This is a genomic window from Halorubrum aethiopicum (assembly GCF_001542905.1).
GTDB lineage: Archaea > Halobacteriota > Halobacteria > Halobacteriales > Haloferacaceae > Halorubrum > Halorubrum aethiopicum.
In genome coordinates, this window is the sequence record NZ_LOAJ01000001.1 from 2,003,078 (window position 1) to 2,017,347 (window position 14,270).

General features: G+C 69.9%; 17 protein-coding genes and 1 tRNA gene. 13 read left to right on the top strand and 5 right to left on the bottom strand.

The features are described 5' to 3' along the window. The first annotated feature begins 67 nt into the window (after window positions 1-67). The 8 genes from AXA68_RS09470 (at window position 68) to moaA (ending at window position 7,324) form a co-directional block, all read left to right on the top strand. Entirely contained in the window at window positions 68-1,576 is a 1,509-nt protein-coding gene (locus tag AXA68_RS09470) for a phytoene desaturase family protein (RefSeq protein WP_066415811.1), read from the top strand. Continuing rightward, window positions 1,573-2,523: a prenyltransferase gene (locus AXA68_RS09475; protein ID WP_066415813.1), complete on the top strand. Its 951-nt coding sequence runs from the start codon at window positions 1,573-1,575 to the stop codon at window positions 2,521-2,523. Before AXA68_RS09470 ends, AXA68_RS09475 begins: the two co-directional genes overlap by 4 nt. Continuing rightward, entirely contained in the window at window positions 2,520-3,416 is an 897-nt protein-coding gene (gene cruF, locus AXA68_RS09480; protein ID WP_066415816.1) for a bisanhydrobacterioruberin hydratase, read from the top strand. Before AXA68_RS09475 ends, cruF begins: the two co-directional genes overlap by 4 nt. 126 nt (window positions 3,417-3,542) lie before the next feature. Further along, window positions 3,543-4,100 (top strand): diadenylate cyclase, encoded by a 558-nt coding sequence (locus tag AXA68_RS09485; protein ID WP_066415818.1) that lies wholly within the window; start codon window positions 3,543-3,545, stop codon window positions 4,098-4,100. 99 nt (window positions 4,101-4,199) lie between these two features. Further along, window positions 4,200-4,625: a universal stress protein gene (locus AXA68_RS09490; protein ID WP_066415820.1), complete on the top strand. Its 426-nt coding sequence runs from the start codon at window positions 4,200-4,202 to the stop codon at window positions 4,623-4,625. 48 nt (window positions 4,626-4,673) lie between these two features. Continuing rightward, on the top strand, window positions 4,674-5,456 hold the full coding sequence (locus AXA68_RS09495; RefSeq protein ID WP_066415822.1) for an MBL fold metallo-hydrolase: 783 nt from the start codon (window positions 4,674-4,676) through the stop codon (window positions 5,454-5,456). 94 nt (window positions 5,457-5,550) lie between these two features. After that, on the top strand, window positions 5,551-6,252 hold the full coding sequence (gene tenA, locus AXA68_RS09500) for a thiaminase II (RefSeq protein WP_066415825.1): 702 nt from the start codon (window positions 5,551-5,553) through the stop codon (window positions 6,250-6,252). 67 nt (window positions 6,253-6,319) lie between these two features. After that, the gene (gene moaA, locus AXA68_RS09505; RefSeq protein WP_066415829.1) at window positions 6,320-7,324 is read left to right on the top strand and encodes a GTP 3',8-cyclase MoaA; all 1,005 of its coding nucleotides are present in this window, start codon (window positions 6,320-6,322) and stop codon (window positions 7,322-7,324) included. A gap of 359 nt (window positions 7,325-7,683) precedes the next feature. Here moaA and AXA68_RS09510 read toward each other — a convergent pair whose 3' ends face one another. Then, complete coding sequence (locus tag AXA68_RS09510) at window positions 7,684-8,388, bottom strand: SDR family oxidoreductase (RefSeq protein WP_066415836.1); 705 nt, start codon at window positions 8,386-8,388, stop codon at window positions 7,684-7,686. Between the two features lie 150 nt (window positions 8,389-8,538). Between AXA68_RS09510 and AXA68_RS09515 the strand changes: the two genes are divergently transcribed. After that, window positions 8,539-9,594, top strand: coding sequence for a hypothetical protein (locus tag AXA68_RS09515; RefSeq protein WP_066415839.1), 1,056 nt, complete (start codon window positions 8,539-8,541; stop codon window positions 9,592-9,594). Between the two features lie 96 nt (window positions 9,595-9,690). Here AXA68_RS09515 and AXA68_RS09520 read toward each other — a convergent pair whose 3' ends face one another. Together AXA68_RS09520 and AXA68_RS09525 are read right to left on the bottom strand one after the other, a co-directional pair. After that, window positions 9,691-10,083 (bottom strand): DUF1648 domain-containing protein, encoded by a 393-nt coding sequence (locus AXA68_RS09520; protein ID WP_066415841.1) that lies wholly within the window; start codon window positions 10,081-10,083, stop codon window positions 9,691-9,693. 103 nt (window positions 10,084-10,186) lie between these two features. Next, window positions 10,187-10,261: transfer RNA gene (locus tag AXA68_RS09525), tRNA-Arg, on the bottom strand. A 110-nt stretch (window positions 10,262-10,371) separates the two neighbouring features. Between AXA68_RS09525 and AXA68_RS09530 the strand changes: the two genes are divergently transcribed. Both AXA68_RS09530 and AXA68_RS09535 read left to right on the top strand, forming a co-directional pair. Beyond that, window positions 10,372-10,980 carry an AAA family ATPase gene (locus AXA68_RS09530; protein ID WP_066415844.1) on the top strand — a complete coding sequence of 203 codons (609 nt, stop codon included), beginning with the start codon at window positions 10,372-10,374 and terminating at the stop codon, window positions 10,978-10,980. Continuing rightward, complete coding sequence (locus AXA68_RS09535; protein WP_066415846.1) at window positions 10,977-11,429, top strand: RNA-binding domain-containing protein; 453 nt, start codon at window positions 10,977-10,979, stop codon at window positions 11,427-11,429. Before AXA68_RS09530 ends, AXA68_RS09535 begins: the two co-directional genes overlap by 4 nt. A 43-nt stretch (window positions 11,430-11,472) precedes the next feature. Here AXA68_RS09535 and AXA68_RS09540 read toward each other — a convergent pair whose 3' ends face one another. Further along, window positions 11,473-12,054 carry a transporter gene (locus AXA68_RS09540; RefSeq protein WP_066415847.1) on the bottom strand — a complete coding sequence of 194 codons (582 nt, stop codon included), beginning with the start codon at window positions 12,052-12,054 and terminating at the stop codon, window positions 11,473-11,475. 100 nt (window positions 12,055-12,154) lie between these two features. Continuing rightward, window positions 12,155-12,970, bottom strand: coding sequence for an endonuclease III domain-containing protein (locus AXA68_RS09545; protein ID WP_066415848.1), 816 nt, complete (start codon window positions 12,968-12,970; stop codon window positions 12,155-12,157). 128 nt (window positions 12,971-13,098) lie between these two features. Here AXA68_RS09545 and AXA68_RS09550 point away from each other — a divergent pair, with 128 nt between their 5' ends. Continuing rightward, a complete protein-coding gene (locus tag AXA68_RS09550; protein ID WP_066415849.1) occupies window positions 13,099-13,473 on the top strand; it encodes a YlbF family regulator in 375 nt (124 codons plus the stop codon). A 70-nt stretch (window positions 13,474-13,543) separates the two neighbouring features. Continuing rightward, window positions 13,544-14,254 (top strand): MinD/ParA family ATP-binding protein, encoded by a 711-nt coding sequence (locus AXA68_RS09555; protein WP_066415851.1) that lies wholly within the window; start codon window positions 13,544-13,546, stop codon window positions 14,252-14,254. Window positions 14,255-14,270: the final 16 nt, after the last annotated feature.

Genomic DNA, 14,270 nt, shown 5'->3' on the forward strand with positions numbered 1-14,270 from the left:
GCGACTTAGTGGTACCCACCGCGGTCGTCGTGGTGGTATTTATACCGATCCCGTCCGAGGATCGGATATGGACGCGGCCCCCGACACCGACGCCGTGGCCGGCGAGTCCGTCGTCGTGATCGGCGGCGGCTTCGGCGGCCTCTCGACGGCCTGTTACCTCGCCGACGCCGGCGCGGACGTCACCCTCCTCGAGAAGAACGAACAGCTCGGCGGGCGCGCGAGCCGCCTCGAGGCCGAGGGGTTCCGCTTCGACATGGGGCCCTCGTGGTACCTCATGCCCGACGTCTTCGAGCGCTTCTTCGGCCACTTCGATCGCTCGCCCGAGGAGTACTACACGCTCACCCACCTCGACCCCCACTACCGCGTGTTCTGGAAGGACGGCGACCGGGTCGACGTGCTCCCCGACATGGAGCACAACCGGGAGCTGTTCGAGGCGTACGAGCCCGGCGCGGGCGACGCGCTCGACGCCTACCTCGAGGAGGCCGAACGCACCTACGAGATCGGGATGGAACACTTCGTCTACGAGGACCGGCCCCGCCTGCGCGACTACGTCGACCGCGACGTGTTGCGCTACTCCTGGGGGCTCTCGCTGCTCGGCAAGATGCAGGGACACGTCGAGGGGTACTTCGATCACCCGAAGCTCCAGCAGCTGATGCAGTACACGCTGGTCTTTCTCGGCGGATCGCCGACCAACACGCCCGCGCTGTACAACCTGATGAGCCACGTCGATTTCAACATGGGCGTCTACTACCCCGACGGCGGGATCGGCGCGGTCGTCGACGGCATCGTCGAGCTGGCGGAGGAGCTCGGCGTCGAGTTCGCCGTCGACGCGGAGGTCACGGGGATCGAGGGACGCTACGGCGCGTTCGCGGTCGACACCGCGGGCGGCGACCGCTATCTATCCGACGTCGTCGTCTCGAACGCGGACTACGCGCACACCGAGCAGGCGCTGTTGCCGGAGCGGAAACGCCAGTACACGGAGGAGTACTGGGAGTCGCGGACGTTCGCGCCCTCGGCGTTCCTCCTGTACCTCGGCGTCGAGGGCGACGTGCCGGAGCTCGCCCACCACACCCTGGTGTTGCCCACGCGGTGGGAGGAGCACTTCGCGCAGATATTCGACGACCCCGCCTGGCCCGAGGACCCCGCCTACTACCTCTGTGTCCCCTCGAAGACCGACGAGACGGTCGCCCCCGACGGGCACAGCAACCTCTTCGCGCTCGTCCCCATCGCGCCCGGTCTGGAGGACACCCCGGAACTGCGCGAGGAGTACCGCGAGGTCGTGCTCGACGACATCGCGGAGAACACCGGGACGGAGCTGCGCGACCGGATCGTCTTCGAGGAGACGTTCTGCGTCGAGGACTTCGCGGACCGCTACAACAGCTACGACGGGAGCGCGCTCGGGCTCGCACACACCCTGCGGCAGACGTCGCTGTTCCGACCGCCGCACCGATCGAACGCGGTCGACGGGCTCTACTTCACCGGCGCGACCACGACGCCCGGCATCGGCGTCCCGATGTGTCTGATAAGCGGCGGACTGACCGCGGAACGGATCGCGGACACGATCCCGGATCCGTGACCGGTTCCGACGCCGCGGGCGACGAGGTCGGAGACGACGCCGACAGCGCCGGCGACGGGACCACCCTCGACCGCGCCGGCGACGGGGCGGCCGACCTCGCCGACCACCTCCGGTACCTGCTCGTGCTCTCGCGGCCGCGCTTCTGGCTCTACCTCGCCGGCCCCGTCGCGGTCGGGGTCACGTACGGCATCGACGGGGTAGGGGGGTTGTTCACGCCGACGACGGTCGCGCTCGCCGGCTACTTCCTCGTCCCGGCCAACGTGTTCCTCTACGGCGTCAACGACCTCTTCGACGCCGACGTGGACGAACACAACCCGAAGAAGGACGACCGGGAGGCCCGCTGGCGGGGGAACCGGCTCGCGCTCGCCGCCGTGGTCGTCTCGGCGGTCCTCGGGGCCGGGACGTTCGCGATCACGCCACGGGTCGCGTGGCCCTTCCTCGCCGGCTTCCTCGTCCTCGCCGCGGGGTACAGCGCGCCGCCGCTGCGGTTCAAGACGACCCCGTTCGCCGACTCCGTCTCGAACGGGCTCTATATCCTCCCCGGGGCGGCCGCGTACGCGACGGTCGCCGGGGCGGTCCCGCCGACCGCCGCGCTCGCGGGCGCGTGGCTGTGGACGATGGGGATGCACACGTTCTCCGCGATCCCCGACATCGAGCCCGACCGCGAGGCCGGGATCCGGACGACCGCGACCCTGCTCGGCGAGTCGCGAACCTACGCCTACTGTCTCGTCTGCTGGGCCGCCGCCGCGCTCTCGTTCACCGCGGTCGACGCCCGGATCGGCGCGCTTCTCGGGGTCTATCCCGTCTTCGTGGCGTGGGTGTCGGTCTCCGCCGTCCCCGTCGACCGCGCCTACTGGTGGTTCCCCGCGCTCAACACCGCGGTCGGGACGCTGCTCGCGATGGGCGGGCTCTGGCGGGTGTATCCCGTCTGGGAGGTCCTCGGATGAGCGACGACGCTCCCTCGACGACGGACGCGAGCCCGGAGACGTCCGCGGGTTCCGAGTCGGGCACCGTCCGCGACCGGCTACCGAACACCCGCGAGGGGGCCGAGCGCCTTCTCGACGGGATCGTCCGCGACAACCGGTTCACCATCGCCGTGTTGTTCCCGGCGGTCGGCGCGGTCACGCTCGTCGGGAGCGCGGAGGGGTGGATCCCCGAGCCGTTCGCCTTCCACCCTTGGTTCGTGCTGTTCGGCGTCTGCGTGATGCGGTCGCCGCTCGCCGTCGGCGTCCTCCCGCTCCTCGACCGGCGGGCGGCCGGCTGGCTCGGCGTCCTCGTCGCGTACACCTACGCCATCGAGAGCGTCGGGGTCGCGACGGGGTGGCCCTACGGTAGCTTCGAGTACGCGATCGACCTCGGCCCGATGCTCGGTGGTGTTCCCCTCGCGCTGCCGGTCTTCTTCATCCCGCTCGTGGTCAACGCCTACCTGCTCTGTCTGCTGCTCCTCGGCGGGCGAGCCTCGAGCACCGCGGTCCGGCTCGTCGCCGTGAGCGCGACCGTGGTCGCGATGGACGTGGTGTTGGACCCCGGCGCGGTCGCCGTCGGCTTCTGGACGTTCGGCGGCGGCGCGTTCTACGGCGTGCCGCTCTCCAACTACGCCGGCTGGGTGTTGTCGGCGGTCGTCGCCGTGTTCACGCTGGATCGCGCGTTCGAGACGGACGCCGTCCGCGAGCGGCTGGCGGACTGCGAGTTCATGCTCGACGACATGGTGAGCTTCGTGATCCTCTGGGGCGGGATCAACGTCCGATTCGGCAACGTCCTCCCCGCGCTCGTCGCGGTCGCGTTCGGCCTCGGACTCCTCGCGACGGACCGGTTCGACGCCGGCCTGTTGCGGCCGTGAGCCCGGACCGGTCGGGTCGGCGGCGTCGCCCGCGGCTCCGACTCGAAACCCCTTATATGCGGGCCGTCCATCCTTGAGACATGGAGACGGTCGTCGGCGACGAGACGGGTTTCGAACGGAGGACCGATGAGTAGTCTCGCCATCGAGTACGGCACTCACGAGCGCGTTCGGGAGGTGATAGACCGGTTGACGTTCTGTGCGGAACACGTGAGCGTCGACTTCGACGGGTGGGGAGAGCCCCACGTGAAGGGGCCGGGGCTGTACTTCGCCGTCGTGGCCGACCGCGAGTACGGCTCGTACGCGGACGCCATGGGCGACAATCGGTGGCCGCGGGACCGCTGTCGCTCCGTCTTCGAGGAGGACGCGTTCGTCGAGGCGGCGGAGTCGGTGAGCCTCGAGTGTGACGGCGGGATCGTCGTCGCCGTCGACGGCGAGGTCGAATCGCAGATGGTCCGGTTCCGGGATCTCGGAACCCGAAGCGGGGAGGCCGACCTCGCCGACGACATCGCCTACGAGCCGTGGATGGGGTCGCGACACATGAGCGCGATCGAGACGTCGGTCCGGCCCGAGGTGATCGCCACCGTCACCCTGAGCGAGGAGACCGGTCGCGTGAGCGTCTTCAGGGGCGGGGAGGCGGAGTCGTCGACGCGCGAGGAGATCGGCGGTCCCTGGCGGGCGGAGTAGGGGTCCGACCGGTCGGGAACCGACCGATCGACGACGGGAAACCCCACGCGGTGAGGACCCGACCCCATTCTTATTCCCCTCCCCCGCGAACGGTCGCGTATGTACGACGACATCCTGGTTCCGACCGACGGCAGCGAGGCGGTCGACCGCGCGCTCGATCACGCGATCCCGCTGGCGAGCGATCACGGCGCGACCGTTCACGCGCTGTACGTCGTGGACCGTCGGGTGGCGAACGCGAGTTCGAGCGACCTCCACGAGGAGGTGGTCGCGGACCTCGAATCGCAGGGCGAGGCCGCCGTCGAGGCGGTCGCGGAGCGCGCGCGGGAGGCCGGACTCGCCGTCGAGACGCACGTGGAACACGGGACCCCGGACACAGAGATCGTCGCCTACGCGGAGGAGGCCGGGATCGACGTGATCGTGATGAGTCCGGAGGGGAAGTCGCCCCGCGAGCGGATCCAGTCGCTCGGGAGCGTCTCCGACCGCGTCACCGACGACTCGACGGTACCCGTGTTCCTGATCAAGTAGGCGGTTCCGGTCCTCAACGTATTTGCCCGCGGCGATGAAGGGCCACGCATGGAACTCACCGTCCTCGGCAGCGGGAGCGCGATGCCGGTTCCCGACCGGGTCCAGTCGGGATACCTCCTCGAGGACTCGGACGGCGACGCCGACCGGTCGCTGCTCGTCGACTGCGGCAGCGGCGTGCTCCAGCGGCTCGCCGACACCGACCCCGGCTACGAGGGGGTCTCGACCGTCCTCCTGACGCACCACCACCTCGACCACGTCGCCGCGCTCCTCCCGCTCGTGAAGGCGCGGTGGCTGGCGGGCGAGGAGCACCTCGAGGTCGTCGGTCCGACCGGGACCAAGGCGCTCGTCGACGGTCTGTTCGACGTCCACGACTACCTCGACGGGCGGATCGACCTCTCGCTCCGGGAGGTGCCGGCCGGCCGGTCCTTTACCGCGGGCGGGTTCGACGTCGTCGGCCGCGAGACGCGCCACTCCATGCGATGTCTCGCGTACCGGTTCTCGCCGCCGAGTCGCGAGGCCGACCCCGCGGACGGCCCGCTCACGCTCTCGGGCGACTCCGAGGCGTTCGCGGGGCTCGCGCGCTTCGCGGACGGCAGCGACGTGCTCGTCCACGACTGCTCGTTCCCGGACGGAACCGAGGTCTCGAACCACCCGACGCCGGCGTCGCTCGGGGAGTCGCTCGCGGACGTCGACGTCGGGACGCTGCTGCTCTCGCACCTCTACCCGCACACCGGCGGGCGCGAGGCCGAGATGGAAGCGAGCGTCCGGGAGGCGGGCTTCGACGGCGAGGTGCGGGTCGCCGTCGACGGGCTCACCGTTCGGATCCCGTGACGGCCTCCGCCGCGGCGTCCACGCGTCGGCGCGGTATCGATCGTATAACCAAGTTTTACCACAGACTTATCACAGCTCGCCCGAACGCGATCCCATGGTCTTCAGCGATACGCTCCTCGACGCGGGATCGGAGATCTGGGCGGTACAGTTCGAGCATCCCTTCGTGCGTGAACTCGCGGCCGGCGACCTCGCGGAGGCCGCGTTTCGACGGTGGCTCGAACAGGACTACCGCTACCTCCTCGATTACGCCAGGGCGTACGCGGTCGCCGGCGCGAAGGCACGCGAGGAGGCCGCGATGGCGACGCTGCTCGGCGGGGCCGACGCCGTGTTGAACGAGGAGCTCGACCTCCACCGGTCCTTCGCGGCCGAGTACGGCGTCACGGAGGAGGACCTCCGGGAGACGGCGAAGGCCCCGACCTGCGAGGCGTACACGAGCTTTCTCGTCCGGACGGCCCACGACCGGCCCGTCCCCGTCGCCGTCGCCGCGCTGTTCCCGTGTATGAAGGGCTACCTCGACGTGGCCGACCACATGGCCGAACTCGCCGAGGGCGACCACCGGTACACGCCGTTCATCGAGACGTACACGAGCGACGAGTTCCGCGCCGAGACCGCCTCGATGCGCGACCTCCTCGACGGGTACGCCGAGTCGTACCCCGGCCACCGCGACGCGATGCGCGAGGCGTTCCTCACGAGCGCCCGCCTCGAGGCGGCGTTCTGGGAGATGGCGTACGCCGGCGAGACGTGGCCGGCCGGCGATCGCGACGGCGGCCACGACCACGATCGCGGCGGAGCGTAACGTCGTGAAGTTACGCAGCGGCCGGATCGACCCGGATGTTTAAACGTTCGTGCGGGTATCTGGTGGTATGGCCGAGCCGCTCGCGGACGACTTCGGACGGGAGGTGACGGGCGTGCGAGTCTCGCTCACCGACCGGTGTAACTTCGACTGTATCTACTGTCACAACGAGGGTCTCGGCGACACGCGCGGCCCGATGGAGCCCAGCGAGGACGAGATGAGCGCCGACGACGTGGTCCGCTTCCTGGAGGTCGTCGAGGGGTACGGCGTCGACTCGGTGAAGTTCACCGGCGGCGAGCCCATGTTGCGCCAGGACCTAGAGGAGATCATCGAGCGCACCCCCGACTCGATGGAGGTCTCGATGACGACGAACGGGACGTTCCTGCCCGGACGCGTCGAGGACCTGAAGGCGGCGGGGCTCGACCGCGTCAACGTCTCGCAGGACGCGCTCGACCCCGACGACTTCGCGGAGGTGACGAAGTCGGGCGCGTACGAACGGGTGCTCGAGGGCGTCAAGGCCGCCGTCGACGCCGGACTCGACCCCGTGAAACTCAACATGGTGGTGTTCACCCATACCGCGGGATACGTGGAGGAGATGGTCGAGCACGTCGCCGAAAACGAGGGGCTCCAGCTCCAGCTCATCGAGTACATGCCCGAATTGACGGGCAAGCCCGAGTGGAACGTCGACATCGGGCGCGTCCACGACTGGCTCGCCGAGACGGCCGACCGGGTCGAGCGCCGCGAGATGCACGACCGGAAGCGGTACTTCGTCGGCGAGGACGCGCCCGGCGAGGGCGGCGGGATGGTCGAGATCGTCGACCCCGTCGAGAACGAGGAGTTCTGTGCCAACTGCGGGCGCGTCCGCGTCACCCACGAGGGGTACCTGAAGGGGTGTCTCAACCGCAACGACGACCTCCGGTCGATGGGCGAGATGAGCCGCGAGGAGATCGCGGAGACGTTCGAGGCGGTCGTCGCCAACCGCGTCCCCTACTACGGCGAGTACCTGATCGAGAACGACGACGGCGAGTACGAGATCAACGAGGAGTACCTCGGAACCCCGAGCGTCGCGGACTGAGGCTTTCCTGCCGACACGGATCGCTTCCGCAACGAGACCAGTGCGATCAGTGATCAGTGATCAGAGATCAGGTGCGATCAGTGATTGATCAATCAGTGCGGTGGCGTGCGCCTGCGAGCGCCCGCAAGGGCGCGAGCAGACCGCACGAGGGAGTCAGTCGCCGGCGGCGACTGACGAGGCTGGGGAGGCGTGAGGTGCGGCGCTGTGCTGGGTGGGACTCAAAGGGGCAGTCGCGATTCCCGCTCGCTCACGCTCGCGGGAATCGCGACTGGGGCTTTGGCGGCGTTCACTGCGCCGGAAACGACGAGTTTCGATCAGCGTAGTACCGCGTCAACGCTCCGCGATCCCCGATCGATCGCCTACACCGACGACGTGATCCCGCCGTCGACGCGGAGGTTCTGGCCGGTGATATAACTCGACTCCTCCGAGAGCAGGTACGCGACCGCGTCCGCGATCTCCTCGGTTCGGGCGGCCCGCCCCATCGGGATCTCCGCCTTCGTCTCCTCGTCGACGTCGTAGCTGTCGGCGAAGCCGGGAAGGACGCTGTTCATCCGGATCCCCGCCGACGCGTACCGGTCGGCGTACAGTTTCGTGTAGCTCCCGAGGCCGGCCCGCAGGACGGAGGAGACGGGGAAGTCGAGCGATGGCTCGAACGCCGAAAAGGTCGAGACGTTCACGATCGCTCCCTCACCCTGCTCCTCCATGATCGGCGTGACCAGCCGGGCCATCCGGACCGTGTTCATCAACACCAGGTCCATCCCCTCGTACCACTCCTCGTCGGAGATCTCCAGCAGATCGCCGGAGGGCGGGTGGCCCGTGTTGTTCACCACGGCGTCGATCCGGCCGTAGCGCTCGTGGGTCGTCTCGACGAGCGCCGCCAGGTCGTCGGGCTCGGTCACCGACCCCTCGTAGCCGTCGCCGCCGAGGTCGTCCGCGACGTCGACGGCGCTGCCGGAGGGAGAGAGCAACACCGGGAGGTAGCCGTCGTCGTTCAGCCGCCGCGCGCAGGCCTCGCCGATGCCGCTTCCCGCCGCCGTCACGATCGCGACCGGGGTGTCGTCCATACGAGCGATGTCGCGGGTACGGGCATAAGACCACCGGCGCGCACGGGGCCGGTCCGCTCGACGAATCCGGAACCCACGCCCGCGGACGCAGAGACAAGTCGCCGTTTGAGCCATACCAACGTCTTTACTCGGTCCGGACGCCCCTCACGTATGGCACGGCAGTCGACGACCAGACGACGATTGTTGGGTGCCGGGTGCGCGACCGCGGCCGTCGCGGCCGCGGGCTGTCTCGGCCCGTTCGGTTCGGTCGGGGACGGGGCGGGCGAAACCGACGGATCCGGCGATCGCTCGCTCCGTCTCTCCCTGTCTCCCCTGGAGGATTCGCTCCGGGAGCGATACGTGATCGACCTCGCCGACGCCCGCCCGCCGGACGCCGAGGAGGCATTCCGGACGACGCTCGAGGGGTCGACGTACACGACGCAGTACCGAAGGCCGTTCTTCTCGACGCCCGACGACCCCACGTACGTCAGGGAGGAGGGGACCTACCGTCTGCTCGGGTCGGTCGTGGTCGACGAGGCCGTCGAGACCCGTCCCGTCCTCAGACTCCGGGACGGAACCCGCATCGACGACGGCGACGCCGGGACCGACACCGCCGGTACTGAGACCGCCGATACCGAGACCGACGCGGTCGCGGCCGAGGAACTTCCCCGAAGCGACCAACGAGCCGTCGAGATCGCACATATGGCCGCCCGAGCCCGCGGCAACGAGGGCGGCGTCCCGTGGGGGCTGGTACGGCGCGGCGGCTACGTGTACCGCCCCGAGGAGGCCGTCGAAACGAGCCGGATCCTGTCCGATGACGGTCCCGACCGCGTCGTCTACCGCGAGACGGAGTACGAGATCGAAGTCGCCGAAGAGCGGTTCCACGAGCCGGTGTACCGCGCGACCGTGGAACCCGTCGCGACGAGTCCGGAACGAATGGAGGCGATCCTCCGGGCCAAGTTCGTCGACGCGCGGATCGCCCGCGACGCGCTCTCCACGGAGGAAACGGAGGTCCTTCGGTCGGCGCGTGGAGAGGGGTACGACGAGACGCATCCGTACTCCGAGGCGTTCCGGAGCGTGTTGAAAACGCTTCACGAGCGCGCCTACCTCGACGGTAACGTCGAGAAGGACGCCTTCAGCGACGCCGAACGCGGCTCGGGGACGATACTGTACGCCGACGAGTACTACGAGTATCGACTTCGGTTCACCGCTTCGTCCGGGGCGTAGAGCGGAACACCACGGACGTTGGGAGGAACGACTACGGCGGATCCGTCGGTCTGGCGGGTCGCGGCGTGGATCCGGGAGTCGTTGATCGGCAGACGGCTACCTCGTCTCGACCCAGACCGCCACGGCCACCATTCCGCCGGCCAGCGCCAGCGTGATCGGGACGATCGGCACGGGGTACCCCAGGTTTGCCCCGAACACCATCACCTGAACGACGAGAAGCAGGAGCATCGCCAGCGATCCGACGATCCGCTCGCCGACGTCGGTGCTCGAGACCTCGAACAGCACGCTCATGAACACGACGACCGCCGGCATCGCCAGGATCGCGACCGGCTTCGAGACGACGTTGTCCGGCTCGCCGGCGGCGTTCCAGTGGATCGCCATCCGGTCCGGAAGGGCTGGGTAGAGGGCGATTCCGAGCGCCAGCAGCGCGCCGGTCACGAGGACGGCGACCGTCCGCTGTCGGGCGAGGAGTCGTGCTGGAGGGTTCATGACGGGCGATGACGCGACCGACCGATAAATACGTTGTTCGAGTCGGTTCGACGACACTACCCAGGCATAACGAACACGGCGGGATCGTCGTGAAGGAACTGAACGGGCACAGTGGGATTCGAACCCACGACCGTCGGATTAGAAGTCCGACGCTCTATCCTGGCTGAGCTACGTGCCCTCGCCCCGACTATCCGGGCGGGCGGGTAAAAACCGTCGTGGTTCACGCCGCCGCGCCGGCGTCGACCCCGCAACAGCAAGCCTAAGTCCGCGACGCCGGTACTCCCGGTAATGAACGTCATCGGAACCGTCGGCCTCCCCGGCAGCGGCAAGGGCGAGGCGGCGAACGTCGCCGAGGCGGCCGGCGTCCCGGTCGTCGTCATGGGCGACGTGATCCGCGAGGAGTGTCGCGAACGGGGGCTCGACCCGGCCGAACACCACGGACGGATCGCCAGACTCCTCCGCGAGGAGGAGGGCGACGACGCCATCGCCGCCCGGACGATCCCCCGGATCCGTGCCGCGGCCGCCGAGAGCGACGCCGACACGGTGCTCGTCGACGGCCTCCGCTCCACGGTCGAACTCGAGCGCTTCCGCGAGGCGTTCGGCGACGGCTTCACGCTCGTGGCGGTCCACGCGCCCTTCGAACTCCGCGCCGAGCGGCTGGGCGAGCGCGGCCGCGACGACTCCGACTCCGACCTCGAGGCGCTCCGCGAGCGCGACGAGCGCGAGATCGCCCTCGGACTCGGCGAGACGCTGGAGCGCGCCGACGTCGAGATCGACAACACCGGGACCCTCGAGGCGTTCCGCGAGCGGGTCCGCGAGGTGCTCGACGTGGACGCCGGAACGGGGTCGGGAGCGACCGGGTCGAACGCCGAGCCCGCGGGCGGTGGTCGCCGGTGATCTACAGCGTCGACGTCCGGATCGTCGCGCCGGTGAACGACACCGAGGTGACCGACCGCGTCGCCGACGCGGTGCGGAACGTGTTCCCCGACGCCGAGCCGACCCACGAGGACGGCCGCCTCGTCGCGGAGACGCACACGCTCGACGCCTTCTCCGACGTGCTCCACGAACAGGAGATCCTCGACACCGCCCGCCGGGTGTTCCTGCGCAACTCGACGGAGGACGGCTTCGACTTCGCGTTGAAGAAACAGGCGGCCTTCGAGGGAATAGTCAACTTCGCCGTCGGCGACCCCGACGAGCTCGGCGACATCGACGTCGAGGTTCGGGTCCGGGAGCCGGACGTCGAGTCGTTCATCGACTACGTCGCGCCGGAGACCGACGAGGGGCGGCCCGTCGACCCCGTTCGGGAGTACGGCGACCGGTTCGACCCCGAGGACGGGGCGTACTGACGCCCGAGCGAGCGGTCCGGCTCTCCGGCTCTCTCTTCGACCTCTACCCGTCCGCGAGCAGCGTCGCGGCCGCGCCGCCTATGGCACCGAAGACCGCGGGATAGACGATCCCCGCGAGCAGACCGGCCGTCGGGAGGATCGGTGCGATGGAGCCATCGCCGATCGAGTAGCCGAAGACGAGCACGCCCGCGAGCGCGAGCGGGAGGTAGCCGGCCACGACGAATCCCCCGGCCCGGCCTCCCTCGATCGGTTCGGTGACGCCCGCGAGCCGCCCGGCGAGGAGGCCGGCGACGAGCAGGAGGACGGGCGGAACGAGGTACATCGCCGCGAGCGAGCCGGCGTCCGACTCGGCGATGAAGTTCACCACTTGCGTCCCGCCGAGCGGGGTCGGCACCTGCGTGGCGACGACGTGTGCGTTGTAGAACACCCACCCAACCGCCTTCCACGCCGGGATCGGGTCCCCGCCGATCAGCTCGGCGACGAAGTTGATCCCGCGAAGCGACTCGCCGACCCGCCCGCGCTGTGTCACGAACACGATCAGGTAGCCGAGGACGTACGCCGCGACGCCGCCGGCCGCGCCGACGGCGAGGTCGCGCGTCGCGTTCGAACGGTCAGTGGTCGACATGCCCGTCGGTCGTCGGGGACGCGGTAAGTGCTTGGTGGGTCGGAAGCGTCCTCGCTCCGCCGTTTCGCCGATCGATCGGCCTCACGTCCCGGCCGGGACGTCAGTCGTCGCCGGCCACGGCCGTCTCGGCCGGGTCGACGACGGTGCCGTCGAACTCGTCGATCCCGACCCGGTCACACAGGTCGTACAGCGGGCACGCCTCGGGGTCATCGAGACAAGCAGGCTTGCGGGCAGTACAATACTCCCGACCGAACTGTATCATCGCCGTATGTCCGAAACCGCACTTCTCGGGAGGAACCTCGGCCTCGATCGCCTCGCGGACCGCCTCGTGGTCTGCGTCGGCCGGGGCCAACCCCATCCGTCGGGCGATCCGGTGGACGTGGGTGTCGACGGGAAAGACGCCGCCCCGGCCGCCGGCGAAGAGGAGGACGCAGTCCGCCGTCTTCGGGCCGACCCCGTCGACGGACAACAGCGTCTCGCGGACCTCGCTCGGGTCGCCGTCGGCGACGAACCGGTCGAACGCCTCGGTTGAGCCGAACTCCCGGAGCGCCCACGCGGCCGCCTCGCCGATGACCTCCGACTTCCGGTTGTACAGTCCCGCGGAGGCGATCGTCTCGGCGAGCTCGTCTCGGTCGGCGTCCGCGAGCGCCTCGGCCAGCCGGTCGGCCGGCCCGTACCGATCCATCAGCGAGTCGTGTGCCGGCTGGCTCGCCTTGTCGGAGGTGTTCTGTGAGAGGATCGTCCGGACGAGACACTCGAAGCCGTCGCGGCCGCCGTACGCCTTCCGCCAGTACAGCTCGCCGAGCGCGTCCACGACCGCCTCGGCGCGGGAGTCGCCGTCGCCCGGCACGAACTCGTCGGGCTCGCCGCCGCCGTCCGGACCGCCGCTGATGTTCTCCGCCGGCTCGTCGGACATGGTCGTCCGTTGGACGCGATCGGTCAAAAGCCTCGTGTCCGCGCGGACGGCTCGTCCCGGAGAGGGCCGGCGGGCGCGCGATCCGCCCGCTCCGGCAGGTTGAAACCGATCGCCCCGTAACGGGAGCCATGAGCGTCGAACAGGCCCCCATCGAGGAGCTCGGACGCGAACTCGGCAAGCGGATCGCCGCCACCCCCGAATACGAGCGCTTCGAGGAGGCACGCGAGGCGGTTCAACGGGACGAGGACGTCCAGGAACGGATCGACGAGTTCGAGCGGATCCGCGCCGAGTTCATGCAGGCGCGCCAGACCGGCGACGCGACGCAGTCAGATCTCCACCGCGTCCAGAACGCCCAGGAGGAGCTTCACTCCATGCCCGCCATGAGCGAGTTCCTCGACGCGCAGGACGCACTCTCCGACCGCCTCGAGTCGGTCAACGAGGCCATCTCGGAGCCGCTCGCCGTCGACTTCGGCGGCGAGGCGGGCGGCTGCTGTCAGGACTGATCGCGCCGATCCGCCCGTCGATTCCGACCTCGACCGTCCCTTTATCCCGGATAGCGGCACATCCAGTCGCGTGATAGCCGTCGCCGGCGGAAAGGGCGGAAGCGGAAAGACGACGACGACCGTGGGGCTCGCGCGGGCGCTCTCGCGGCGCGGCGCGCCTGTCGTCGCCGCGGACGCGGACTGGGACCTCCCGAACCTGGCGGAACTGGCGGAGGAGACCGGGGAGCCGGCCGCGACCCCCGAGACGAGCCCGGATCGAGGAGCGCCCGGATCGGGTGACCGCCCGACCGTCACGCGGGTCGCGCGCGGGGAACGCCCGGTCCCGGTCGATCGCCGCGTACCGGTCGTGCTCGACGCGCCGGAGGAGCCACGAGAACACGACGCGGCGACCGTCCTCGACGACCTCGACGACGTGGTTCCCGAGGACACCCCGCTCCTCCTCGACTGCCCGGCGGGCGCGTCGCCGGACGTGGCGGCCCCGCTTCGCGCGGCCGACCGGTGCGTGTTGGTGACGTCGCTCCACCGCCCGGCGCTCCGGGACGCGGTGAAGACCGCGGCGATCGCTCGGCGGCTCGACTGCCCGCCGCTCGGGATCGTCGTCACCCGCGCACGGTCGGTCCCGGACGCGGTCTCCGACCTGTTCGGCTGTCCGGTGCTCGGACGCGTCCCGCCGACGTTCCCCGTGCCGCTCGCGGCCGCGTCGGTCGAGGCGGCGTACGACGCGGCCGCGGCGGCGCTCGTCGAGACGTACGACCGCGGCGACCGGTGGCGGATCGCGTGAACCGACGCCGACGCGG